Origin of the sequence: Arthrobacter sp. zg-Y919 (assembly GCF_030142045.1) — a bacterium.
Lineage (GTDB): Bacteria > Actinomycetota > Actinomycetes > Actinomycetales > Micrococcaceae > Arthrobacter_B.
In genome coordinates this window covers 2,091,366-2,115,771 of the sequence record NZ_CP126242.1, presented here as the reverse complement: position 1 = coordinate 2,115,771, position 24,406 = coordinate 2,091,366, and the positions used below count along the sequence as shown (strand labels likewise).

General features: G+C 66.7%; 19 protein-coding genes and 1 tRNA gene. 13 read left to right on the top strand and 7 right to left on the bottom strand.

Going from position 1 to position 24,406, the window contains the following annotated elements; translation table 11 throughout:
* Positions 1–35: 35 nt before the first annotated feature.
* Positions 36–108, bottom strand: a tRNA-Arg gene (locus QNO10_RS09940).
* Between the two features lie 313 nt (positions 109–421).
* Here QNO10_RS09940 and QNO10_RS09935 point away from each other — a divergent pair.
* Positions 422–2,266: an HNH endonuclease gene (locus QNO10_RS09935; RefSeq protein ID WP_229950640.1), complete on the top strand. Its 1,845-nt coding sequence runs from the start codon at positions 422–424 to the stop codon at positions 2,264–2,266.
* A 322-nt stretch (positions 2,267–2,588) separates the two neighbouring features.
* On the opposite strand, the gene QNO10_RS09930 is transcribed toward QNO10_RS09935, so the two are convergent.
* The 3 genes from QNO10_RS09930 to QNO10_RS09920 are packed head-to-tail and all read right to left on the bottom strand — an operon-like array spanning position 2,589 to position 5,478.
* On the bottom strand, positions 2,589–4,109 hold the full coding sequence (locus QNO10_RS09930) for an FAD-dependent oxidoreductase (RefSeq protein WP_229950642.1): 1,521 nt from the start codon (positions 4,107–4,109) through the stop codon (positions 2,589–2,591).
* Complete coding sequence (locus QNO10_RS09925) at positions 4,106–4,975, bottom strand: FAD:protein FMN transferase (RefSeq protein WP_229950644.1); 870 nt, start codon at positions 4,973–4,975, stop codon at positions 4,106–4,108. The genes QNO10_RS09930 and QNO10_RS09925 overlap by 4 nt, the downstream gene beginning before the upstream one ends.
* 8 nt (positions 4,976–4,983) lie before the next feature.
* Entirely contained in the window at positions 4,984–5,478 is a 495-nt protein-coding gene (locus QNO10_RS09920; RefSeq protein WP_229950646.1) for an FMN-binding protein, read from the bottom strand.
* Between the two features lie 160 nt (positions 5,479–5,638).
* Here QNO10_RS09920 and argS point away from each other — a divergent pair, with 160 nt between their 5' ends.
* From argS to QNO10_RS09875, 9 genes are all read left to right on the top strand, one after another.
* Positions 5,639–7,288, top strand: coding sequence for an arginine--tRNA ligase (gene argS, locus QNO10_RS09915; RefSeq protein ID WP_229950650.1), 1,650 nt, complete (start codon positions 5,639–5,641; stop codon positions 7,286–7,288).
* 3 nt (positions 7,289–7,291) lie between these two features.
* Positions 7,292–8,716 (top strand): diaminopimelate decarboxylase, encoded by a 1,425-nt coding sequence (gene lysA, locus QNO10_RS09910; RefSeq protein ID WP_229950652.1) that lies wholly within the window; start codon positions 7,292–7,294, stop codon positions 8,714–8,716.
* A gap of 25 nt (positions 8,717–8,741) precedes the next feature.
* Positions 8,742–10,037, top strand: a complete 1,296-nt coding sequence (locus QNO10_RS09905; RefSeq protein WP_229950656.1) for a homoserine dehydrogenase — start codon at positions 8,742–8,744, stop codon at positions 10,035–10,037.
* A 3-nt stretch (positions 10,038–10,040) separates the two neighbouring features.
* The gene (gene thrC / locus QNO10_RS09900) at positions 10,041–11,168 is read left to right on the top strand and encodes a threonine synthase (RefSeq protein ID WP_229950659.1); all 1,128 of its coding nucleotides are present in this window, start codon (positions 10,041–10,043) and stop codon (positions 11,166–11,168) included.
* An 8-nt stretch (positions 11,169–11,176) separates the two neighbouring features.
* Positions 11,177–12,169 carry a homoserine kinase gene (gene thrB, locus QNO10_RS09895; protein WP_229950662.1) on the top strand — a complete coding sequence of 331 codons (993 nt, stop codon included), beginning with the start codon at positions 11,177–11,179 and terminating at the stop codon, positions 12,167–12,169.
* A 392-nt stretch (positions 12,170–12,561) separates the two neighbouring features.
* Complete coding sequence (gene rho / locus QNO10_RS09890; RefSeq protein ID WP_229950664.1) at positions 12,562–14,814, top strand: transcription termination factor Rho; 2,253 nt, start codon at positions 12,562–12,564, stop codon at positions 14,812–14,814.
* A 146-nt stretch (positions 14,815–14,960) separates the two neighbouring features.
* Complete coding sequence (gene prfA, locus QNO10_RS09885; RefSeq protein ID WP_229950666.1) at positions 14,961–16,040, top strand: peptide chain release factor 1; 1,080 nt, start codon at positions 14,961–14,963, stop codon at positions 16,038–16,040.
* The gene (gene prmC, locus QNO10_RS09880; protein WP_229950668.1) at positions 16,027–16,947 is read left to right on the top strand and encodes a peptide chain release factor N(5)-glutamine methyltransferase; all 921 of its coding nucleotides are present in this window, start codon (positions 16,027–16,029) and stop codon (positions 16,945–16,947) included. Before prfA ends, prmC begins: the two co-directional genes overlap by 14 nt.
* Positions 16,944–17,654 carry an L-threonylcarbamoyladenylate synthase gene (locus tag QNO10_RS09875; protein ID WP_229950670.1) on the top strand — a complete coding sequence of 237 codons (711 nt, stop codon included), beginning with the start codon at positions 16,944–16,946 and terminating at the stop codon, positions 17,652–17,654. The genes prmC and QNO10_RS09875 overlap by 4 nt, the downstream gene beginning before the upstream one ends.
* Positions 17,655–17,715: 61 nt before the next feature.
* Here QNO10_RS09875 and QNO10_RS09870 read toward each other — a convergent pair whose 3' ends face one another.
* Genes QNO10_RS09870 through QNO10_RS09860 form a run of 3 tightly spaced genes read right to left on the bottom strand, consistent with a single transcriptional unit; the run spans position 17,716 to position 20,634 of the window.
* The gene (locus QNO10_RS09870) at positions 17,716–18,714 is read right to left on the bottom strand and encodes an NAD-dependent epimerase/dehydratase family protein (RefSeq protein WP_229950671.1); all 999 of its coding nucleotides are present in this window, start codon (positions 18,712–18,714) and stop codon (positions 17,716–17,718) included.
* On the bottom strand, positions 18,711–19,733 hold the full coding sequence (locus tag QNO10_RS09865) for a glycosyltransferase (RefSeq protein ID WP_229950672.1): 1,023 nt from the start codon (positions 19,731–19,733) through the stop codon (positions 18,711–18,713). The genes QNO10_RS09870 and QNO10_RS09865 overlap by 4 nt, the downstream gene beginning before the upstream one ends.
* Before the next feature lies 1 nt (position 19,734).
* The gene (locus tag QNO10_RS09860; protein ID WP_229950673.1) at positions 19,735–20,634 is read right to left on the bottom strand and encodes a glycosyltransferase; all 900 of its coding nucleotides are present in this window, start codon (positions 20,632–20,634) and stop codon (positions 19,735–19,737) included.
* Between the two features lie 157 nt (positions 20,635–20,791).
* Between QNO10_RS09860 and QNO10_RS09855 the strand changes: the two genes are divergently transcribed.
* The 3 genes from QNO10_RS09855 (at position 20,792) to QNO10_RS09845 (ending at position 24,345) form a co-directional block, all read left to right on the top strand.
* Positions 20,792–22,723, top strand: coding sequence for a polysaccharide biosynthesis protein (locus QNO10_RS09855; protein ID WP_229950676.1), 1,932 nt, complete (start codon positions 20,792–20,794; stop codon positions 22,721–22,723).
* Entirely contained in the window at positions 22,723–23,718 is a 996-nt protein-coding gene (locus tag QNO10_RS09850; protein WP_229950679.1) for an MraY family glycosyltransferase, read from the top strand. The genes QNO10_RS09855 and QNO10_RS09850 overlap by 1 nt, the downstream gene beginning before the upstream one ends.
* Before the next feature lie 144 nt (positions 23,719–23,862).
* The gene (locus QNO10_RS09845) at positions 23,863–24,345 is read left to right on the top strand and encodes a hypothetical protein (RefSeq protein ID WP_229950681.1); all 483 of its coding nucleotides are present in this window, start codon (positions 23,863–23,865) and stop codon (positions 24,343–24,345) included.
* Positions 24,346–24,406: the final 61 nt, after the last annotated feature.

Here is a 24,406-nt window from a genome sequence, read left to right as displayed (position 1 = left end):
GCCGGGGCTGCGGGGTTCTTCTCTTTGTCTCAATGTGCCCTCGATAGGATTCGAACCTACGGCCTGTTGCTCCGGAGGCAACCGCTCTATCCCCTGAGCTACGAGGGCAAGGACGCCGTAAACGGCAGGTCCTGTGGGACTCAAGAAGCTTAGCAGGTTTCAGCGGGGCGAAGGAAACTCGAGCGCTGGCGGAAGGCCTGTCCGTAGGATGAGCTGCCCAAGTTTCAACGTTCGTGACCCCGAAAAGGCGTACGTCTTGGTGATCTATGCAGGAATGTAGCGGCGGGCCAACAGAGCAAGTATCAGAACTGGAATAACCAAGTGGATGAGCCGGAAAGACGCGTATTTTCGGTTTGTGGGAGGGGCCGTTTTGGGCCTGCTTTCGGTCCGGAAATGTCAGTGCCGGATGAAATCCTTAGGCATGGATCAGCTCGGGAACACCGAACGGATAACCGAAGAGCAGGATGGCGAAGAGCAGCAGCCGGAAGAGCACGCCGGCGGCGCAGAGACGCCTTGCCCTTCGGTGACTCTGGCTGTGTACCGCGCGGAACCCGATGTTGATCCTGGCCGCTCCTTCTTCCCTGCTTCCTCCAAGCGGGCCGCAGCCGAGCCGTCCACAGCCGAGCCGACCGCCGCCACCGCTGCCTCAGGACGGGAGTCCCGGTCTGCCGCAGGTGCCCCTTCCTCGCCTAATCCTTCCGCTTCCACTGCCGACGGAATTCCTGCCAGCGCCGAGGACCTGGGCGACACCGGAAGATGTCCCGCCGCCGAGGGCCCGGGTGTCGACGGAGGGACGGCCAGCGCGTACCCGGATGGCTTCACCGGAACGTTGGCACTGCAGAACCTGGAAGCCTTTGACGAGCAAACCGTCGGAGAAGCCTTAGGCCGGGTCGCGCATCTGATTTCGTGGGCGCAGGCGCAGCAGGCCCGTCTGATGGACCGGATGGAAGAGGTTTTCCGGGACCGCTTCTTTGACGCGTCTGGGCCGGTTGAGCCCGGGATCGCGTTCAGCCTCGCGGCCGCCGAATGCGCCACCATCCTGAACGTTCCCCAGACCACGGCGCAGCGGATGATGTACGAAGCAGGCAGCCTGTGCAGTACCCATGCCTCCACCATGGTGAGCTTGGAGGAAGGGCTTCTCAGCTACGCCCACGCGCAGGTGGTGCTGGAACAATGCGAGAACCTTCCCGCTGCTGCACTACCGGAATTTGAAGCCAGCCTGCTTAAGGCCGCCGAGGGGCAGACCCGCGCACAGTTCTCCGCCAAGGCCCGTCGGCTGCGCGAAAAGCAGTATCCGGAAACCATCGCGAAAAGGCACCTCACCGCGTTCGAGCAGCGCAAGGTAACCCTGGACCGCGAAGAGGACGGCATGTCCTGCCTGTCCGCCCACCTGCGGGCCGAAGAAGCCCAGCAGATTTACACGACCCTGACCACTGCAACCCGGGGAGAGCAAGCGGGCGGGGATTCCCGGACGGCGGATCAGCTGCGTGCAGACATCCTCGCGCAACTGCTGATGGGCGGGCTCGGGAGGATGCGCGTAAGCGGTAGTGCGGGTGGAGCCGCCGGTCCTGGCCCGCTGCTGGTCGCTGGAGATGGCGCTGGGGGAATTATCGGGCGTGGCCCAACGCGAGCCCCTAGTGATGGTGGAGCAAGTGATGGTGGAGCAAAGCGGGCGAGCGGTTCGACCGGTACGGAAGGACCTAACTGCGATGACATGGGTGCCGTCCCGCGGGCAGAAATCATGGTCCTGATCAACGCCGAAACACTCTTCGGCGCTAACGAGCAGCCTGCCGAACTGCACGGTTACGGTCCTATCAGTGCCGAAGCAGCCCGCAGGCTGGCACGCAACGCTGCAGGCTGGACGGGACTGGCCCAGGACCCCCACACAGGGGAGATCCTGGGTGTTGGGAGGCGAAGGAAGGTTCCGGCCGGGCTCCGCCGCTGGCTTCGTGCCCGGGATGGAACTTGCAGGTTCCCCGGGTGCCGGGTCAGCACTGCAAGCTCGGACATTGACCACACCGTCGACTGGTCCCGGGGCGGTCCCACCGACCACGGGAATCTGGAACATCTGTGCCGGCGGCATCACCGGTTCAAGACCCTGGGCTATTGGAAAGCCTGCCAGCCAACACCCGGCGTGATCGAGTGGACTTCGCCGACCGGCCGGGTCTACAGGACTGAGCCGTTCCTGGAACTCGGCCCGGTCAAACAAGGGGCATCAGTGGGATCGCCAAGCCCACCTACGCCGGAAGCGGTACCGCCCTTTTGACCATGTCTGCGTGCAGGGCGGGGACGGTAGGGAGGGCGTGCAGGGCGCGCGTGCTTAGGAGGAGAGCAAGACGGGCACGTCAAGGAGGAGATGCAGTGCCGTCCAGACCATGGGCACAAGGACCCAGCTCCGTGGGCAGGATGAATTCATCGTCCCTGCGGAGCCGCCGTGCTCAACTGCCGGGGTCCTGCTGACGTGGTGAACTCGTGCTGATGCAGTGGAAGCCGCCGTGACCTGCAAGCGCGGCGGCCTCGTAATCGCGGCGCCCCAGTACCTCCAGGGAGGGTCAGTGCGGAGCCGCCGGGCCCGCCTGCCGCCGCCCCTAGTACCCCAGGAACGGGTCCGTACGGATCCGTCGTCCGCCGGCCCCACGCACTGCTTTCCGGGCTGCAGCCACAGCCTGGGGCGAGCCGGAAACGTAGATCGCCCGGCCCGCAACGTCGGGAACCTTTTCGCGCAGAACATCGGAATCAGGCAGCCCAGGCCCCAACCAGGTCCAGCCGGGAATGCCGGGATCGGAAGGCGTACAGACGAGCACCCGGACGTCCAGCTCCTGAAGCTGCGCGGCATAAGCGAGTTCATCAGCGGAGGATGCCGCGTACACCAGCACAATGTCCCGCTCCTCCCCGCGGACCTGCCGCAACTGGCTGATGAACGGAGTGATGCCAATGCCCGACGCAATCATCAGCACCGGTGTCCGCGCATCCCGCGGCAGAAGGAAATCTCCGGCAACGGTAGTGGCACCGATCTCCGCACCAGGCCGCAGCCGAAGCAGTGCCGTTTTGAAGCTGCTGCCCGGTTCAGCCGCCCGCAGCCCCACAGCCACTGTGCCGGGTTCCGAAGGCGCAGTGGTGATACTGAAAATCCGCCGCGAACCCCGCGAATCGGGTTCAAAGTGCGGCACGGCCAGCTCCAGATACTGTCCGGCACGGAAACGGACAGGACGGGAGGGTTCAAACACCAGCTCACGGGACGTCGGCGTCAGGTCCCGGGTTTCGCGCAGCCGCAGCCGGACAGCTCCGCGCTGGCCCATCGCAAACGCAAGCGCGTTGCCTGCCAGCAGCGCCAGCTCCGGAGACATCATTACCGGACCCAGAGAGAGTGGTACCGCGAAGAGAACGCCGACGACGGCGGCCTCCACGAGCCTCTGCACGCGCAGCGGAGGCAGGGTCAACGGTTCGGTGAGCATAAAACCGGCCAGGAACACGACCGGATAGGACAGGACGATGGTAGCCAGGGCATCCGGAACCGACTCACCGGCAGCCACGAAGCGCACCAGGACAACAGCCGCAGCAGTGAAGGCAAAAACCCCGGCCATTGGCAGCAGCCGGTTCCGGTACAGCCCCAGCAGGGCGGCAGGAAGGACCACGATGAGCATTCCGGGAGTTGCAACCCACCAGACCGCACCACCCAGGCCGGTCACGGCCACCACGAATGCCCCCACCGCAGCAGGATTGAAAATGTGCCGGCGCCGGAAGACCAGCAGATATTTCGACGCCGTCGCCACTGCTCCAGCCAAGGCAACGGTCGCCAACTGTGCGCCCTCGGTGCTGGGCCAGAACAGGAAAAACAGCAGCAGGCCCGTGATCAGCGAGGAGTCCGTCTGGGGACGGGTGCGCAGCAGCAATCCGGCGACACGGCTGGTGATCAGGGTGGAAGCCACCGCAGTCACCGCCGTCGCACCCAGCTCGGCAGGGGTGTAGAAGAGCACTCCCGCAAAGGACAGGACAAAGGACCAGGCCGCAATGGCCAGCAGCAGCCACACGGTGAACCGGTACATGGTCCAGCGTCCCAGAACGGTGTTCAGGGTGCGGCGCGGCGCGGCGGGGGCGGAAACACTCATGGGAATAGGACTCCAGCCATTGCAGGGGAATAGTCGGCCCGGCCGTCGGTGAACATCCGGACATAGTCGAACGTGAATGACCGGGACAGTTCCTCCGGCCCGGTGAAGAACAGTGCGGTGGCCAGACCGTCCGCAGTCATGGCGTCCGGAGCCAGCGCCCAGGTTGCGGCCACTGCATCCACCGGCGACCCGGTGCGGGCATCGAGGACGTGGTGCAGGCCGTCGCCCCACTGCCGGCGGTTTACCGCAGATGCGCACAGCGCCCGGTCCGCGAGCGTCAGTACGCCAATCGCCCGGGCGGCATCGTACGGATGCTCCAGGGCCACCCGCAGGGGAGCGCCCCCGGAATGGCGAAGGTCAGAGCCGGCATCCACCACATACTCGCGGTGGCCTGCCTCGTCCAATACTGCGCAGACCAGGTCCACCAGCTGGCCTTTTCCCGCAGCACCTATATCGAAGGTCACCGGCGCGGAGGTCGTCAGCGTCGTGCCGCGGCCATCGGCAGTCCAGGACACGGTGTCGTCCCAGGCTGCGGCAGGCGCGGACGGGCCGGACCGCTGGAACGTGTAGGCGGCGTCGTACCCCAGGGCCTCCAGCGAGCGCCCAACCAACGGATTGACTGCCCCGCCGGTGAGCTGCTGCAGCGTGTCGAAGAGCCTCAGCAGGGGGGCGGCCGAGGCAGGCAGCTCGAAGCGGCCTGCCGTCTCGGCCATCCGTGCCACGGTGGAATCGGACCGGAACCGTGACCAGGTCCGGTCGTAGCTTTCAACCAGTTCCGTGACGGCACCGCCCGTTCCCGGGCTCAGGGGCGCGGCAGTGGTCAGCGACCACTGCGTACCGATCGCCTCAAAGTCCAGGGTGTGCACAGTGTTTCCTAAGAAGCAGCTACGGACCGGACGGCGTCCAGAGCCCGGTTGAAACCTTCGCTGGTCAGGGAAGATCCGGCGACCTTGTCCACGTCCAGCTCGTCCAGGCTCTTGCCGACCACCTGCTCCTTGACGCCGGAGGTGAACTCCCGCTGGTACTGCTTGGAGGTCGGATTCTTCTGCGAGGTCTCCACCTCCAGCTCCGTGACCACGCCGCCTTCAAGCGTCAGGGTCACGTCCACGTCCTCGGAAGTGCCCGACGGCGGGATGTAGCTGCCGGTGCCGGAGTACTCACCGTCGGCGTAGCTTCCGGACGCCGAGCCCGAGGCACTGGCGGAACCCGCCGGAGCGGAACCGGACGCGGAAGCGCTGGGGGATGCGGTGGGGGATTCCGCCGGGGCCTGCCCGGCGTCGGCGGTGTCTTCGCCTGCGGCACAGCCGGCGGCGGACAGCAGGGACAGGCCGGCAGCGGCGCACAGCAGGGACTTGCTCGCTCGGTTCACGGTTCTCCTTGGTGCTGGGGGTTCAGGGGTATGGCCTCCGCGCGGGACAGGGCGGCACCCTATTCATTACATCGCATCATTAAAACCGTGGTGGTGTCCGCAAAGCGTAAGGCCTGTCATAGACAACGGGACCCGTGCCGCACCCCGCTATGCTTAACCGGTGACTCCTGAAGAACTTTCCTCCGCCGTAACTGCCTGCCTCCAAGACGCCATCGCTGCCGGTGACTTCAGCGTCGAGCTGCCCGGGGAGGTGCGCGTGGAGCGTCCGAAGAACCGGGACCACGGTGACTGGGCCACCAACATTGCCCTGCAGCTCTCCAAGCAGGCCGGTATGAACCCCCGCCAGTTCGCCGAGATCCTCAAGGGCCGGCTGGAAAAGATTGCCGGCGTTGCGAAGGTCGACATTGCCGGCCCGGGCTTCCTGAACATCACCCTCGACGCCGGTGCCGCCGGAGAACTCGTCAAGACAATCGTTGACGCCGGACCCGCCTACGGCACCTCGGAAATCCTCAAGGGCACCCGGATCAACCTGGAGTTCGTCTCCGCCAACCCCACCGGCCCCATCCACCTCGGCGGCACCCGCTGGGCCGCCGTCGGCGATGCCCTCGCCCGGGTCTTCCAGTCCCAGGGCGCGGAGGTCACCCGCGAGTACTACTTCAATGACCACGGCGCGCAGATCGACCGCTTCGCCCGCTCCCTGCTCGCCTCGGCCAAGGGCGAGCCTGCTCCGGAAGACGGCTACGCCGGCGAATACATCGTCGACATCGCCAACCGCGTCCTGGCCGCCGAGCCGAACATCACCGAGCTGCCCGACGCCGAGGCGCAGGAACGCTTCCGCGCCGTGGGCGTCGACTTCATGTTCGGTGACATCAAGGAATCCCTGCACAACTTCGGCGTGGACTTCGACGTTTTCTTCCACGAGGATTCGCTGCACGAAAACGGCCAGGTCGCCAAGCTGCTGGAGCAGCTCAAGGGCTCCGAGAACCTGTACGAGAAGGACGGCGCCTGGTGGCTGAACTCCACCGCGTTCGGCGACGACAAGGACCGTGTGGTCATCAAGTCGGACGGCAACGCCGCCTACATCGCCGGCGACATTGCCTACATCCACAACAAGCGCGAACGTGGCTTCGACCTGAACGTCTACATGCTCGGCGCTGACCACCACGGCTACGTCGCCCGCCTGAAGGCCGCCGCCGCAGCCCTGGGCCACGACCCGGAGTGCGTGGAGGTGCTGATCGGCCAGATGGTGAACCTGGTCAAGGACGGCAAGCCCGTGCGTATGTCCAAGCGTGCCGGCACGGTGGTCACCCTCGAAGACCTCGTCGATGCCGTAGGCGTGGACGCCGCGCGCTACACGCTGGCCCGCTTCTCCGCCGATTCCAACATCGACGTTGACCTGGACCTGCTGACCAAGCGCAGCAACGAGAACCCCGTGTTCTATGTCCAGTACGCCCATGCCCGCACCTACGCCCTGGCCCGCAACGCCGAGGCGGCCGGCGTCGACGATTCCGTGTTCGACGCCTCGCTGCTTGTCCACCCCACCGAAAGCGCACTGCTGGCAGCGCTCGGGCAGTACCCCGGCATCGTCGCGCAGGCCAGCGCCTTCCGCGAACCGCACCGCGTGGCCCGCCACCTGGAGGTCATCGCCGGCACGTACCACCGCTGGTACGACGCCTGCCGCATCGCACCCCAGGGCGATGAGGAAATCACCGACACCAACCGCACCCGCCTGTGGCTGAACCTTGCCGCACGCCAGGTCCTGGCCAACGGCCTGGGCCTCCTGGGAGTTTCCGCGCCCGAACGGATGTAAATCATGACCGCTTCACCCCTGGCTCCGCAGTGGCTGAGCCATCCCGAGGACACCAACGCCCTGCGTCCGCAGATGTGGGCGCAGGACGTGGCGCGCGGCGCCGGCGGGGAGCTGGAAATCTCCGGCATCCCCGTGTCCCGGATTGCCGAGGAATTCGGCACCCCGGTGTTCGTGATGTCCGAGGCGGATTTCCGGGCACGTGCCCGCGACTTCAAGGACTCCTTCGACGCCGCCTTTGCGGGCTTGTGCGGGGGAGTGGATGTCTACTACGCCGGCAAGTCCTTCCTCTGCACCGAAGTGGCCCGCTGGGTCTCCTCCGAGGGACTGCGGCTGGACACCTGCTCCGGCGGAGAGCTGGCAGTGGCCCGGCGCGCGGGTCTGCACGGCAGCCAGCTCGGACTGCACGGCAACAACAAGTCCCTCGCCGAAATGACCCGCGCCTTGGACATGGAGCTGGGCCGGATCGTGGTGGACAGCCTCGGAGAGCTTGAACTGCTGGGGGACCTCGCGTCCTCCCGGGGGGAACGCGCCAACGTGATGCTGCGGCTGACCCCGGGTGTGCACGCCTCCACGCACGAGTTCATCGCCACAGCGCATGAGGACCAGAAATTCGGCCTCTCGATGCTGCCCGATCCGGACCTGGACGGCGTTTCCCCGGCCATGGCCGCCGTGGAGAAGGCACTCAAGCACGACGGCGTGAACCTGGTGGGCGTGCACTGCCACATCGGCTCGCAGATCTTCGAGTCCGCCGGCTTTGAACTCGCGGCCCGGCGGCTGCTCGGTTTCCTGGCCGAAGTGAAGCAGTCCTACGGCGTCGAACTGGCCGAACTGGACCTGGGCGGCGGCTACGGCATCGCATACACCGAAGCCGACGCCCCGCGCCCGCCGGCCGAGATCGCCAACGCGATGGCCGCCGTCGTCGGCAGCACCTGCACCGAGCTGGGCCTTGCCGTGCCGCGGATCTCCATCGAACCCGGACGTGCCATCGTGGGCCCGAGCACCTTTACGCTCTACCGCGCCGGCACCACCAAGACGGTCCGGGTGGACACACCCGACGGCGGCACCTCGCCGCGGCGCTACGTCAGTGTGGACGGCGGCATGAGCGACAACGCCCGGCCCGTGCTGTACGGGGCCGACTACTCGGCGGTTTTGGCCTCACGTACGTCCGAAGATGACGCGGTTATTTCGCGCGTCGTTGGCAAACACTGCGAAAGCGGCGACATAGTGGTGAGGGACGCCTACCTTCCCGGTGACGTTACCGCTTCGGATCTGCTCGCCGTCCCCGGAACGGGCGCCTACTGCTGGGTCCTGTCCAGCAACTACAACTACCTGGCCCGCCCGCCCGTTGTCGCCGTGCGGGACGGAGCCGCACGGCTGATAGTCCGCGGCGAAACCGAAGACGACCTGTTGGCACGCGACGTTTCCTAACCTCTGCAAGGAGTTGGCACAGCACATGAAGACCCTGAAAGTAGCCCTGTTGGGATGCGGAAACGTGGGTTCGCAGGTCGCCCGGATCCTCCTCGACGACGCAGACGACCTCACCGCGCGCCTCGGCGCCCGGCTGGACCTGGCCGGCATCGCGGTGCGCAACCTCGACGCACCCCGCGACGTGGACCTGCCGCGGGAACTGTTCACCACCGACGCCGAAGCCCTCGTGGAGGGTGCGGACATCGTGATCGAGCTGATGGGCGGCATCGAACCGGCCCGCAGCCTGATCCTGCACGCCCTCGGCTCGGGCGCGGCCGTGGTCACCGGCAACAAGGCCCTGCTCGCAGCAGACGGCGCAGCGCTCTACGAGAAGGCCGACGCCGCCGGTGTCCAGCTGTCCTACGAGGCAGCCGTGGCCGGCGCCATCCCGATCCTGCGCCCCATCCGGGACAGCCTGGCCGGGGACCGGATCACCAAGGTCATGGGCATCGTCAACGGCACCACCAACTACATCCTCGATGCCATGGATTCGACCGGGGCCCAGTTCGCGGACGCCCTCGCCGAGGCCCAGCGCCTCGGCTACGCCGAAGCGGACCCCACGGCCGACGTCGAAGGGCACGACGCCGCAGCCAAGGGTGCCATCCTCGCGTCCCTGGCGTTCCACACCGGGTTCGACCTCTCGGCGGTTTCCTGCGAAGGCATCAGCTCCGTCACGGCCGAAGACATCAAAGCCGCACAGGACGCGGGCTTCGTGATCAAGCTGCTGGCCATCGCGGAGAAATTCCCGGACGCTGATGGAACCGAGGGCGTCAGTGTACGGGTGCATCCCACCCTGCTGCCGCGCCGGCATCCCCTGGCCGCCGTGCACGGTGCCTTCAACGCAGTTTTCGTCGAGGCCGAGAACGCCGGCGAACTGATGTTCTACGGCCAGGGCGCCGGCGGCGCACCCACCGCGTCCGCCGTGATGGGCGACGTCGTCACCGCCGCCCGCCGGCTGGTGCTGGGCGGCCCGGTTCCGGGCGGCCGGCCAACCGGCTCCCTGCCGGCCCTGCCGCTGGAACAGGTCACCACCAGCTACTCGATCGGCCTGGACGTGGCCGACCAGCCCGGCGTGCTGGCCGCTGTTGCCCGTGTGTTCTCTGAGCACGGCGTCTCCATCGAAACCATGCGCCAGACCATCCACGGGGCCGGAGCCAGCGCCGAGCTGCGCTTCGTGACCCACCGTGCCCCCGAGGCCGCCCTGGCGGCCACCGTTGAGGCCATCAAGGGCCTCGACGTCATCAATTCAGTCCAATCCGTCCTGCGGGTAGAAGGAGTCTGAGCCGTGGCTCACCAATGGCGCGGCGTTATCCGCGAGTACGCCGACCGTCTCCCGGTCACCGACAGCACCGAGGTCATTACCCTCGGTGAAGGCGGCACGCCGCTGGTCCGTGCCAAGGCACTGTCCGAGCTGACCGGCTCCGAGGTCTATCTCAAGGTCGAAGGCATGAACCCCACCGGCTCCTTCAAGGACCGGGGCATGACCATGGCCATGACCGCCGCCGTGGAATCCGGGGCCAAGGCCGTGGTCTGCGCGTCCACCGGCAACACCAGTGCCTCCGCCGCCGCCTACGCCACGCAGGCGGGCATCACCTGCGCCGTGCTGGTGCCGGACGGCAAGATTTCCATGGGCAAGCTCAGCCAGGCGATTGCCCACGGCGCCCAGCTGCTCCAGGTCCGCGGCAACTTCGACAACTGCCTCGAGGTGGCCCGCAAGCTTGCCGAGGCCTACCCGGTGTTCCTCGTGAACTCCGTGAACCCGGCGCGCATCGAGGGCCAGAAAACCGCGTCCTTCGAGGTGGTGGATTACCTCGGCGACGCCCCGGACTACCACCTGCTGCCCGTCGGCAACGCCGGAAACATCACTGCGTACTGGAAGGGCTATTCCGAATACGCGAAGCCCTGGACCAACGTGGCCGGCGAGGAGCTGGCTCCGGTGGCCACCAAGACCCCGCACATGTGGGGTTTCCAGGCCGAGGGCGCGTCGCCGCTGGTGAAGGGGCATCCGGTCACCGACCCCGACACCATCGCCACCGCCATCCGGATCGGCAACCCGGCGTCCTGGGACCAGGCCATTGCCGCCCGTGACGAGTCCGGCGGACTGATCGAGGCCGTGACGGACACCGAAATCCTTGACGCGCACCGCTGGCTGTCGTCCCGGGAAGGCGTGTTCGTGGAACCGGCCTCCGCCGCAGGCGTGGCCGGGCTGCTCAAGAAGCACGCCGCCGGGGAAGTCCCGACGGGTAAAACCATCGTCATAACGGTTACCGGGCACGGACTCAAGGACCCGCAATGGGCGCTGCGCACCGCGGACGGCTCCGACGTCGAACCCACCAAGGTGGACTTCGACGTCGTGAGCGTGGCTGCAGCGCTGGGCCTGGAAGCGGCGCAGCCCGCCGGATCCGGCAAGTAGGGCCGGCAATGCAGGTGGATCTGCCGGGCGGGCCGCGGTCCGACTCCCGTATAGTTTCCCGGGTCCTTGCTCCGGGGCAGGACGTGAGCGTGGCTGTGCCCGCGACCAGCGCCAACCTGGGCCCGGGATTTGATTCCCTGGGCCTTGCGCTGACGCTCTATGACACGGTGCGGGTGCGGACGTCCGAGGACGAGGGCATCTTCGTGGAGGTTGCGGGGGAGGGTGCCGGAAAAGTTCCGCTGGATTCCTCCCACCTGGTGGTCCGCACCCTGCTCTCCACCCTGGAGGCCGCGGGCTACCGGGCCCAGGGATTGCACCTGAGCGCCGAAAACGCCATTCCGCATGGCCGCGGACTGGGGTCGTCTGCGTCGGCAATCGTCTCCGGCGTGCTGGCAGCCAACGCGCTGCTGCCTGCGGACGCGCGGCTTGACTCCGCAGGCCTCCTGCATAGCTGCTCGGCACTCGAGGGTCACCCGGATAACGTGGCTCCCGCGCTGGCCGGCGACCTCGCGATTTCATGGGAGACCGACGGCGTCTTCCGCTCCGCGCGCGCCGCCGTGCACCCCGACGTCGTACCCGTAGTTGCCGTTCCGTCCGTCGAGCTGTCCACCGAAAGCGCGCGCGGACTGCTGCCGGCCACCGTGGCGCACCGGACCGCAGCCGCCAATGCCGGACGGGCAGCACTGCTGATCCACGCCTTGACCGTGGATCCAACCCTGCTGCTCGAAGGCACATGGGACGGACTGCACCAGGACTTCCGGGCACCGGCCATGCTGCCCAGCGCCCGGCTGCTCCAGTCTCTGCGGACAGAGGGGTTTGCTGCGGTGATTTCCGGGGCGGGCCCTACGGTTATGTGCCTCGCCAACGGAGACGCTGCAGCGCTGGAAGCGGAGAAGGCCATGACCGGGCACCTGAACGCGGCAGGAACCGGCGCAAATTGGCGTGTTCTACGGCTTGGCGTAGAGCGAGATGGTGCTAGAGTGGAAGTGCACCAGCGGTAATTTTCCGTTCCTGTGCTCCCGCAGGTAGCCGTCCTTTCAGGGCCGCCCCGGGCTTTCGTTGAAAACACTTTGCCGCCGTCAGGTGTGACTACACCCCTCTCGCGGTGATTTCCGTTGATTCAATCGCCCACCAGCGGAGGCGCAGTCTCCGGTGTAGCCTTCAAACGGAAGCGCCAAGAAGCGGCGTGTCCCACTTGAATGCCGCGTGTTCGGCAGCGAAGCTGACCAGACCCCGCGTGGATTCTTCTTAACAAGGCACCCAGTAGATTCGCCTCTCCGGCCACCGGGCCGGCAGTAGGCGGACCCTGACCCAATGTCTGATCTTTGGGACCAGGGCCAATCACCGCGGCCGGCATTGCGCCGGACCGCCCGACGAGGGGGAAGGATCCTTCGTGACAGATACCACCAGCCTGACTGCAGGCGTGGATTCAGCATCCGCCGGTTCGACCGGCGAGAACACATCCAAGAGCACAGGCCTTGCAGGCCTTAAGCTCGCGCAGCTCCAGGCGCTTGCCGGCCAGCTCGGCATCACCGGTGGCTCCCGGATGCGTAAGGGAGACCTGGTTACGGCTATCTCCAACCACCAGCGCGGCGGCGCCGTAGCCGACCGTCCCGTCCGTGGTTCCGGCGACGACGCAGCCAAGGGTGCCCCCGAGAAGGCTTCTGCAGCCCCGGCGGAACAGTCCGCCGATGCAGAGACGACCCGCCCGACGCGTACCCGTAACCGCAACCGGCGCGCAGCGAGTGACGGCGTCGTTACCTCCGCCCCGGCAGAGACCGCCGCTGCTGAGTCACCGGCTCCCGCCGCCGCGGAAAACACCGAGGCTCCGGCCCGGAACCGCGAAGCACGCGAAGAGAATGGCCGCGAAGAGGGCCAGCGCGAGCGCGGCAACCGCCGCAGCCGCAACCGCCGCAGCGATTCCAACGGCACGGACACCAACGCCCAGGCCGAAGCCCCCGCAGAGAGCGCAGGCAACGCTGCTTCCGCCAACGGTGCTGCCAACAACGGTGCTGCCAACAACGCAGCTGCCGGCAACGGCGCTTCGGCTAACGGTGCTGAGAACCGGACCCAGGGCGACGACGAGCGCGGCGAACGCCGTGAGCGCCGTAACCGCTCTGACCGCGACAACGGCAACCGTGAGAACAACCGCGACAACGGCGGCAGCCGCGAGAACAACCGCGACCGTGACAACAACCGCGAGAACAACCGTGACAACGGCGGCAGCCGCGAGAACAACCGCGACCGCGACAGCAACCGCGACAACGGCGGTAACCGCGAGAACAACCGCGACCGCGACAACAACCGTGACCGCGACAACCGCGATGACAATGAAGAGAACGGACGCGGGCGTAACCGCCGCAACCGTAACCGCAGCGACCGTAACGACCGCAACGACCGCGGAGACCGGAACGACCGTTTCCGCGACCGCAACGAGCGCCGCCGCAACCGCAACCAGAACCCCGAGGTCGACGACGTCGAGGTCACCGAGGACGACGTCCTGCTGCCCGTAGCGGGCATCCTCGACGTCCTGGAAAACTACGCCTTCGTCCGGACCTCCGGCTACCTGCCGGGCCCGAACGATGTCTACGTTTCCCTGGCCCAGGTGAAGAAGTACAACCTGCGCAAGGGTGACGCCGTCGTCGGCGCAATCCGTGCACCCCGCGAAGGTGAGAACCAGGGCGGCAACCAGCGCCAGAAGTTCAACGCACTGGTCCGCCTCACGTCCGTCAACGGCAAGCAGGCCGAGGACAACAAGGACCGCGTGGAGTTCTCCAAGCTGGTCCCGCTGTACCCCTCCGAGCGTCTGCGCCTGGAAACCAACGCCAAGGTGATCGGCCCGCGTGTCATCGACCTCGTGGCTCCGATCGGCAAGGGCCAGCGCGGCCTGATCGTTTCCCCGCCGAAGGCCGGCAAGACCCTGATCCTGCAGGCCATTGCCAACGCGATCACGATCAACAATCCTGAGGTCCACCTCATGATGGTCCTCGTGGACGAACGTCCCGAGGAAGTCACGGACATGCAGCGCACGGTCAAGGGTGAGGTCATCGCCTCCACCTTCGACCGCCCCGCCGATGACCACACCACCGTTGCCGAACTCGCCATCGAGCGCGCCAAGCGCCTGGTGGAAATGGGCAACGACGTCGTGGTGCTGCTTGACTCCATGACCCGCCTGGGCCGTGCCTACAACCTGGCCGCTCCGGCGTCGGGCCGTATCCTTTCCGGTGGTGTGGATTCGTCCGCACTGTACCCGCCGAAGCGCTTCTTCGGTGCCGCCCGCAACATCGAAAACGGCGGCTCGCTGACCATCCTGGCTACGGCCCTGGTGGAGACCGGATCCAAGATGGACGAGGTCATCTTCGAGGAATTCAAGGGCACCGGCAACATGGAACTGCGCCTGTCCCGCAACCTTGCGGACAAGCGCATCTTCCCGGCCGTGGATGTCAACGCGTCGGGCACCCGCCGCGAAGAGAACCTGCTCTCCCCGGATGAAGTCAAGATCATGTGGAAGCTGCGCCGGGTCCTTTCCGGCCTGGATACCCAGCAGGCACTGGAACTGCTCACCGGCAAGATCCGGGAGACGCAGTCCAACGTCGAGTTCCTGATGCAGGTTCAGCAGACCACCCTGGGCACCAAGGACAACTAGCTGCCCTACGAGCCGCTCATGCTTCCTCCCGCCGATCCGGCGGGCAGGGGGCCTGGGCGGCTCGTGCGTTAACGCCCCGGACAGCGGGGCGGAGATGAACCGATAAACTGCTTGTGGTAATCACAGCCGAAAGAGGAATCTAAAACATGTTTGAGTCCATTCAGGGCCTGTTGGATGAGCACGCTGAGCTTCAGCTGCGCCTGTCCGACCCGGCAGTGCACGCGGACCAGGGCCTGGCCCGCCGGCTGGGGCGGCGCTACGCCGAACTGAGCCGGATTGTGGACGCCTACAACCGCTGGCACGGACTCGAGGATGACCTCGCCGCCGCCGCCGAAATGGCGGACGAGGATCCCGAATTCGCCGCTGAGGTTCCCGTACTCAAGGAGCAGCTGGACGAGGCGCAGGAGAAGCTGCGCCGCCTGCTGATTCCGCGCGACCCCAACGACGGCCGCGACGTCATCATCGAGGTCAAGGGCGGCGAAGGCGGCGACGAAGCTGCACTGTTCGCCGGCGACCTGCTGCGTATGTACACCCGCTACGCCGAGCACCGCGGCTGGCGTACGGAAATCATCTCCGCCACGGAATCGGACCTGGGCGGCTACAAGGACGTTGCCATGGCGATCAAGGGCAACTCCAACGATCCGGCCGAAGGCGTCTACGCCCGCCTGAAGTACGAGGGCGGCGTGCACCGCGTCCAGCGCGTTCCCGTCACCGAGTCGCAGGGCCGGATCCATACCTCCGCGGCCGGCGTGCTGGTCCTGCCCGAAGTCGATGAGCCGGAAGAAGTCGCGATCAGCCAGAATGACCTGAAGATCGACGTCTACCGTTCCTCGGGCCCGGGTGGACAGTCCGTGAACACCACCGACTCCGCCGTACGCATCACCCACCTGCCCACCGGCATCGTGGTGGCCATGCAGAACGAAAAGTCCCAGCTGCAGAACCGTGAAGCGGCCATGCGTGTGCTGCGCTCACGCATCCTGGCACACGAGCAGGAGAAGATCGACGCCGCGAACTCCGACATCCGCAAGTCGCAGATCCGCACTATGGACCGCTCGGAGCGCATCCGGACCTACAACTACCCGGAAAACCGGATTGTGGACCACCGCACCGGCTACAAGGCCTACAACCTGGATACCGTCCTGAACGGCGAGCTTGAGGCAGTGGTGCAGGCCGCCATCGAAATGGACGAACAGGCCCGTCTGGACGCCATCGGTGACGAAAGCTAATACCGCCACGGGCGTGGAACCGGGCAACGGGACCACCCTGGCCGAGGCGCTGCGGCGGGCGACGGCGGAACTTGCCGCAGCCGGAGTTCCTTCGCCGCGCGTCGACGCCGAGCTGCTGGCCGCGCACCTCCTGGGAGAGAGCGCCGGCCGGATCCGGGCCCTGGCCTTCACCGATGCTCCGGCGCCGGAAGGATACAACGCACTCGTGGCCGAGCGCGCGGCACGCGTACCGCTGCAGCACCTGACCGGCAAAGCACATTTCCGCTACCTCGAGCTGGCTGTGGGCCCCGGTGTTTTTGTGCCGCGGCCGGAAACCGAAACGGTGGCGCAGCTGGCTATTGATGCAGCACGCCGGGCCGGCCCGGCAAAGGTCGTGGATCTGGGCACCGGGTCCGGTGCCATTGCCGCAGCGGTGGCTTCCGAGGTCCCCGCAGCCGAGGTGTACGCCGTGGAGCTGAGCCCCCTGGCCTTCGCCTGGGCGGAACAGAACCTGGCTCCGCTGGGTGTCCAGCTGGTCCTGGACGACCTGAGGACCGCACTGGCGGACCATGACGCCAGCTTCGACGTTGTAGTGTCCAATCCGCCGTATATCCCCGCCGAAGCGGTCCCGAACGAACCCGAAGCCGCCGAGCATGATCCGGCCATGGCCCTGTACGGCGGGGGAGCGGACGGGCTGGAACTACCAATGGCCGCGGCCCGGTCCGCAGCACGCCTGCTGGTGCCGGGCGGGTACTTCGTGATGGAACACGCCGAAGTGCAGGCCCCGGCGATTGCCCGGCTGCTGGCTGCCGACCCCGCCTGGACCGACGTCGTCTCCCACCGGGACCTGAATGACCGCCCCCGCGCCACGTCGGCTGTCCGGCGTACCGGACCAATGGCATCCACTAGTGAAGGAATATTGCCGTGAGCACCAGTTATGACTGCAGTAACCCCGAGGAACTCAGCGCGGGCCTGGCGGCGGCCCAGCGGGCAATAGCCGCGAAGGCGTGTGTTGTGCTGCCCACTGACACCGTCTACGGGATCGGCGCCGATGCCTTTTCACCGCAGGGCGTGGCTACCCTGCTCGCCGCCAAGGGACGCGGCCGGAGCATGCCCCCGCCCGTGCTGATCCCACGGGTACAGACCATGGACGGGCTTGCCATGGACATCTCCGAGGACGCCCGCATTCTGGCCCGTACCTTCTGGCCGGGCGGACTGACCTTGATTTTCCATGCGCAGCCGTCCCTGACCTGGGACCTGGGGGACACCCTGGGAACCGTTGCACTGCGGATGCCGGATGACAGTGTTGCCCTGGATCTGCTGGGGGTCACGGGACCGCTGGCCGTATCCTCGGCTAACCGGACGGGTTCCCCGGCCGGGCAGACCGCGGCGCAGGCACGCGGGCAGCTGGGGGAATCCGTCGAGGTCTACCTGGAGGCCGGACACCGGCCCGTCGCCGGGAGCGACGGCGTGCCCTCCACCATTGTGGATGCCACCAGCGCGCCAATGCGTGTGGTCCGCCGGGGTGCGGTCAGCATCGACGCCCTGCGTGAAGCGGTTCCGGGGATCCTGGACATTGGCGAAGAACCTCCCGCCGCCGGCGCCGGTACCGCACCTTCCCTGGCCAAAGACTAGGCCCGGCAAGGACTAGTCCCAGCAAAGACTAGGCCTGCGGCTGACCCGGCCCCGGGCGGGGTCAGCCGCGGGACGCCGCCAGGACGTCCTGGACGCGGGCTTCGGGGACGTTGCCCGTCAATTCCGCCCATCCCGGCTCTTGGCGTTGGCCGAACCACATCAGTTCGACCCGGCGCAGCGGCCCGTGGAGCCGTTCCCCTGCCAGCGAGGAGACCGCGTAGCCGGCACGCAGTGCCAGCCGGCAGAACCAGGCAGGCAGGTGCGCCGGACGCCGGCCGCCGGCGGCCTCAAGCACGGAGGAGACCGAAGCCTGCTCCCAGGGCTGCAGCACTACGGCCGGCACCGGCCCCTGGTGCGACGCCACCCGCAGCACGAAGTCAACCAGGGAATCCACAGAACTGACCGGGCTCGGCGCGGTTCCCGGTGCAGCCACGGACGCCAGCGGCGAGGCAGCGAGCCGGGCCAGTTTCGCCGTCGTCGCACGCCCCGGACCCTGAACCGATGTGGCCCGCACGGTGACAACGCTGCCGGAGCCGCCCTTCCGGGCGGAAAGGACCTGTTCCCCGAGGGCCTTGGACCGTGAGTATGCCGAGAAGGGCTCCACGTGCGGGCTTTCGTCCAGGAACGGCCGGTGGCCCTGCACCGCTGCGCTGCTCAGGTGCACGAACCTGCGGACGCCGGCGGCATCCGCAGCGTCCGCGGCCACCAGCGGCAGCAGGGAATTCGCTCCGCGCAGTTCGGGGGAGTCAGTTGCTCCCGGCGTGGCCAGTCCCGCAGCGTTGATGACTATTTCCGCACCGGCGAAGGCGTCCGCCAACAGGTTCCGTTCGGCGTCGGCCGCTTGGTGGAGCAGGGCGGCGGCGTCGGTGCCCTCTGCCCGCAGGCGCGGGGCTGGAACCGGGCGAACGCTGATGCCACGCGCTGACAGGGCCGAGTGGATGGCCGAACCGATGAAGCCGGAGGCTCCGAGGACCACCCACACTGGCGCGGCGGAACCGGCAGCAGCGTCGGGGGAGGAGATGGAGTCTGCGGAAGACGACGGGGCGGACGGGATACTCAAACCTGCTGCTTTCGGGGAGATTGCTGTGGCTTGCCGTTCTCCGGCTGTTCCGGCTGCTCCGGCACGGCCAGCGGGGGCACCGGGGACCAGGTCCGGTCGCGGAGGATGCGCCGGGCGCCCCGCCAGCCGGCCCAGAGCCGGCCGGCACCGTGCAGGGTACGCTCCACAGCAACCAGCCGGAGCAGTTCCTTGCCCGCCGTGAGGACGGTGCCCAGAGCAAATCCGTACCGGTGATAGCGGCCGTGGACCTGCAGGTAGCGGGCGGTGTGGCCGCGGTTGCGCATCGCGGTGAAGCGGCCGAGATCGCTGGAGTCGTTCAGGTGCCGGATGCCGAGGTCGATCTGCCGCTGCGCGCGGACCTTCCGAAGCACAAAGTCGTTGACGTACGCCACCGGCCGGTCCAGTGAGGCGAGCCAGCCGTAGATGACATCGTCTCCGTTGATGAAGTAGCGGGCATCCGGCAGCCCGATCCGGCGGACCTGGTCCGCACTGATCAGCATTCCCTCGAAGCAGCCCACATTGGTGGAGAAGACCGGGGAATCCCGGAAGACGTTGCCCCGCACCGGCAGATGAACGCCCAGGAAGGGGACAAACCGGTGCTGCCAGAAAAACGGTGCGCCTTCGTCGTCGTACCGCCGGCCGTGGATGCAGTCATAACTGCCGGTCCACTTACGCAGCGCGGCTACGGCACCCGGGAGGACCTCGACGTCGTCGTCCATCAGCCACAGCCACTGTGCGCCGGAGGCCAGTGCGGTCTCGATCCCGGCGGCAAAGCCGCCGGCCCCGCCGGTATTGTCCTGCAGCCGCCGGACCGTCAGCGGGACCGCGAAACCGGACCGGGCTGCTTCGAGGATCTGCGGAGTCCCGTCGGTGCTGGCGTTGTCCACCACGACCACCGCCGCAGGGGCAGGGTCGAGCGCCTTAATGCTCTCCAGCAGCCCGGAGAGGTAACCGGAGCGGTTGAAGGTGGTGATGACGATGGTCAGCGCGGCTTCGGTCGGCACCCGGGACGCAGTCACGTTAGAACCCGAAGTCCGACGGCGGCCCGAAGCGGCGCCCGCTCATGCCGGCGGTGTACGCGCGCAGCCAGTTCCGCAGGCCCTTGGGATCCCGGGTCCTGGCAAAGTGCAGCGGGTACCCCACGGCGTCGGCCACGAACGATTTCACCCGTCCGTAGCGGCGGGTCAGGTGTCCGCGGTTGCGGTAGAAGTAGAACTGTTTGAACGGTGTCTCGGGGACCAGGACATGCAGGCGGTCACCGAGCACGGGCTGGACCTCGGCCCACGCGGCGGGATGCGTCAAAGCTGCCGTGGTTACGGTGCCGAACTCGATTCCGGCGCGCCGAAGCCGGATCATGAAGTCGGTTTCATCGCCGCGGATGAACAGCCGAAGGTCCGGCAGGCCCACGCGGTAGAACACGTCGGCCCGGATCAGGGCCCCGTTGAAGAAGTGCCCCACATTGGGCAGGAAACCACGGGCGGCAACCTCGGCCCGGTCGTGGGTCAGCTTCCCGTCGAGGCGGAAGTGGAATGACAGGGTGTCCGGCGCGCCGGGTGCCACCACGAGGGGCAGGACGACGTCGAGCCCGCGTTCCTTGGCAGCCGCCAACAGGGTGGCCGCGCATTCCGGATCTTCGGGATGCGCGTCGTCGTCCATGATCCAGATCCAGTCGGCGCCGGTGGCCATGGCGGAAAGAATTGCCAGCGAGAATCCACCGGCACCGCCGAGATTCGTGTTGGACCGAATGTAATTGACCGGTGCCGACGAGTTTTCAGCGATATCCTGAACCGGGCTCTTGCCGGAATCGACGAGCGCCACGGACGTAATGTCCGCGCTCTGCGCTGCCAGGGCCTCCAGGAGCGTCTTGACGTCGTCGGGACGGTCGAAGGTTACTGCTGCTACGGCCACAGAGTCCGGCAAGATGGTCCTTTCGGGCACCCCGGTGGATCGGCCTAAACCGAAACTGAAGAGGGTGTGCAGTTAGTATGCTGAGTAGATTCCAGTCTATTACACCGGATTCTTCCACTTGTTCTTTGCATCACCGAGAAGAGAGCCGGGTACCTACCCGTTGAGGACCATGAGGCAAAAACCTACGGACAACAGCAGCCTTCCCAGAGAGGAAAAGCCTGTCCTGTGGCTCTGGTCGCAGTACATGTTGGACTCCCTGGCCTGGATCGTGTCCATCTGCCTTGCGCTGGTGCTGCGGTATGAACTCACCGTTGAGCAGATCAACCCGGCCGGGCTTGCCGTCTTCTGCGGTGTGGCGGTCCTGACGCAGCTGATAGTGGGCTATTCGTTCGCCCTCTACCGCGGCCGCTACAGCTTCGGCAGTTTCCACGAAATGCGCCTGCTGGCCGTGGTGACCCTGATTGTCTCCGCGATCCTGGTGCTCGCCAGCGCCTTGTTCGGCCTCGTGATCGACATCCCGCGCAGCACCGGCATGATTGCTTTCCCGTTCGCCTGCCTGTTTATGGCAGCCATCCGCTACGTCAAGCGGATGTACGTGGAGAGCCGGGCACGCCCGGGCGAGGAAGCGCAGCGCGCCCTCGTCTACGGTGCCGGTTTCCTGGGCGGTTCCCTTGTGTCCCGGATGATGAAGGATCCGGACTCCCCGTACTACCCGGTGGGCCTGGTCGACGACGATCCGGCCAAGAAGCACCTGCGGCTGGCGACGGTTCCCGTCATCGGCAAACTCGTGGACCTGCCCGACCTGGTGCACCGCACCCGCGCCACCGTGCTCATCGTGGCCATTGCCCAAATCGAAGCCCGCCAGGTGCGGGAAATCTCCGACCTCGCCGAAGGCCTGGACCTGCGGGTGCTTGTCCTTCCTCCGCTCAAGGACATGCTCGCCAAGGGCGACGGCGCCGGGCTGGGGGACTTCCGCGACGTCGCGGTCGAAGACCTCATTGGACGACGGCCCGTGGACATCCACGTGGACGAGGTAGCGGGTTACCTTTCCGGGAAGAAGGTGCTGGTCACGGGTGCCGGCGGCTCCATCGGCTCCGAGCTGTGCCGCCAGATCACGGCTTTCCACCCCGGGGAGCTGATCATGGTGGACCGGGACGAGACCGGCCTGCAGCTGACCCAGCTCTCCATTACGGGCCGCGGCCTGCTCGACGGTCCGGACACGGTGCTGGCCGACATCCGCGACCCCGACGCGCTGGAACGCATCTTCCGCGAACGCCGTCCCGACGTCGTTTTCCACGCCGCCGCGCTGAAGCACGTCTCCCTGCTGGAGCAGTACCCGCAGGAAGCCTGGAAAACCAACGTCATCGGCACCGCGAATGTCCTGGCCGCCGCCCGTAAGGCGAATGTCCGGCACTTCGTCAACATCTCGACCGACAAGGCAGCCAACCCCACCACCGTCCTTGGCCATTCCAAGCGCGTGGCGGAGAAGCTGACCGCATGGATGGCCCGCGCCACCGGAGAACAGTATGTCTCCGTCCGGTTCGGCAACGTGATTGGCAGCCGGGGCTCCATGCTCCCGCTTTTCAGCGAACAGATCCGCCAGGGCGGGCCGGTGACCGTAACGGATCCCGAGGTCACCCGCTTCTTCATGACTATCCCGGAGGCCTGCCAGCTGGTCATCCAGGCCGGCGCGATCGGCCGCGGGGGAGAGGTGATGATCCTGGATATGGGCGAGCCAGTGAAGATCCTCGACGTTGCCCGCCGCATGATCGCAATGTCCGGCAAGGACATCGAGATTGTCTTCACCGGACTGCGCCAGGGCGAAAAGCTGCATGAGATCCTCGTCGGCTCCGGTGAAACGGATTCACGTCCCCTTCATCCGAAAATCTCCCATGCCGGGGTCGCTGTCCTGGATCCCGATGACCTGGACCTGGCGGACTGGCTGCGGCGCTGCGGAATCGAACCCGCCAGCGTGCCCACGGACGGAGCCGTCACCGACGCCGGAGAGATTGTGCGCATGCCTGGGACCCGCAGCCCAGGCACGCCAGGCGATGCCGCCAACGATCCCGGGGAGCCCTACAGCGAACGGCGGACTGGCTGATGCTGCTGGCCATCTGCGCTGCAGCGGCCTTCCTGACGAGCCTGCTGCTGCCCTTCGTCTTTATCCCGATGCTTCGCCGGCTGGGTGTCCTGGACATCCCGAACGAGCGGTCCTCCCACACCAAGGCCGTCATCCGGGGGGTAGGCGTAACGACTGCCGCCGGAGTGCTGGTGGGACTCCTGCTGGCCTTGGCCACGGGACTTGTTGCCGTGGACCGTTCGGTGCTTGCCATCCTGATTGCCGTGATCGGCGCTGCCTCGCTGCTGGGCTGGATTGAGGACTGGCGCGGTGTTTCAGTCCGGACCCGGGCGGCAACCCAGCTGGCCATCGGCCTGGCTGGAACGGCAGGCCTGGCCTGGACCATGGAACAGAGCTGGTGGTGGGTTCCCGTGGGCGGACTCGCCATTGCCGCCTACATTAACGTTGCCAATTTCATGGACGGCATCAACGGGATCTCCGGCCTGCACGGCCTTGTGGTGGGGGCCCTGTACTCCGTCAGCGGAGTGCTTTCGGACCATGTCTGGCTGACTGTGACCGGGGCGGTGGTGGCCGCGGCGTTCGCCGCGTTCCTGCCTTGGAACCTCGGGAGGGGACAGGTGTTCCTGGGGGATGTGGGCAGTTACCTGCTGGGTTCGTCCATTGCAGGCATTGCCGTCGCCGCGTTCCTGGCCGGCGTGTACGTGGAATACCTGCTGTTCCCGATCCTCGTTTATCTTGTGGACACCTTCTCCACGCTGCTGCGCCGTGTCCGCCGGGGCGAGCGGTGGTACACCGCGCACCGCCAGCACGTGTACCAGCGGTTGACCGACGCGGGACTTAGCCATGTGCAGGTTTCCCTGGTCGTGACCGGCTGCACCCTCGCCGTCGGAGCCACCGGGCTGCTCACGGCCGGAGCCGGTGCCGGGGCGACGGTGGCCGGAGTCCTCTTTGCCGTTGCAGTGCTGGCTTTCTATCTCTCCTCGCCGCGCCTCTTTGCCCGCCGTCCCGTGGCCTAGGCGGGAAACGCAGGCCTGCAGGGGGCGACTTCTATGTACTGTAGAATTCAAGGGTCGCGGTAGCCCGCGTCTTTGACGGCTCTAAGATGGCCGCTCTTTTATCACCGCACGCCCGAAGGCCCAGCAAGGAAGACTGACTCCGCCATGAGATCCGCAGATGGTTCCCGCTCCGGCGGGTACCTGACCCCCTCCGGGCCCACGAAGGCCCCCTGGCTGGGGATCCTCAGGACAGCCCTTGCCGTTACCGGTGGCGCAGCGGTCCTCGCGGCCGTTGTGGCCGCTCTCAGCGCCGGTGCCGGTGCTGCGGCGAGTGCCCTTTCGGGCTGGTTCCTTATTGCCGCATTCTTCGGAATCAGCCTTTTGGTCGGCCATGTCGTAGGACGCAGTAATCCGTCCGGTGCGATTGGAATGTTCGTGGTGACCTATGCGATTAAGGTCGTGGGGTTCGCCGTCATTCTTTTCGGGCTCGGAACGCCTGTTTGGCTGCACCGTGAATGGTTTGCCCTGACCGCAGTCGGTGCCGTGGTCCTCTGGCAGGTTGCCGAAATCCGGGCCTTTTCCCGGACACGTCACCTGATCTTCAATGACGCTGCCGACACAACCCCTGAAGGAGGCGGACTTGCCTAAGAATCAGCGCCCGTCCGGCCCTGCTGCCTTCTCTCCACCGTCCTCGGGGCGGCGTGCCCTG

Bases quoted from the DNA above. Each gene is read 5' to 3' on its own strand.
- QNO10_RS09855 (WP_229950676.1), top strand. From the start codon at position 20,792: ATGAGGCAAAAACCTACGGACAACAGCAGCCTTCCCAGAGAGGAAAAG.
- prfA (WP_229950666.1), top strand. From the start codon at position 14,961: ATGTTTGAGTCCATTCAGGGCCTGTTGGATGAGCACGCTGAGCTTCAG.
- QNO10_RS09845 (WP_229950681.1), top strand. From the start codon at position 23,863: ATGAGATCCGCAGATGGTTCCCGCTCCGGCGGGTACCTGACCCCCTCC.
- QNO10_RS09935 (WP_229950640.1), top strand. From the start codon at position 422: ATGGATCAGCTCGGGAACACCGAACGGATAACCGAAGAGCAGGATGGC.
- QNO10_RS09850 (WP_229950679.1), top strand. From the start codon at position 22,723: ATGCTGCTGGCCATCTGCGCTGCAGCGGCCTTCCTGACGAGCCTGCTG.
- lysA (WP_229950652.1), top strand. From the start codon at position 7,292: ATGACCGCTTCACCCCTGGCTCCGCAGTGGCTGAGCCATCCCGAGGAC.
- QNO10_RS09930 (WP_229950642.1), bottom strand. From the start codon at position 4,109: ATGAGTGTTTCCGCCCCCGCCGCGCCGCGCCGCACCCTGAACACCGTT.
- thrB (WP_229950662.1), top strand. From the start codon at position 11,177: ATGCAGGTGGATCTGCCGGGCGGGCCGCGGTCCGACTCCCGTATAGTT.
- QNO10_RS09905 (WP_229950656.1), top strand. From the start codon at position 8,742: ATGAAGACCCTGAAAGTAGCCCTGTTGGGATGCGGAAACGTGGGTTCG.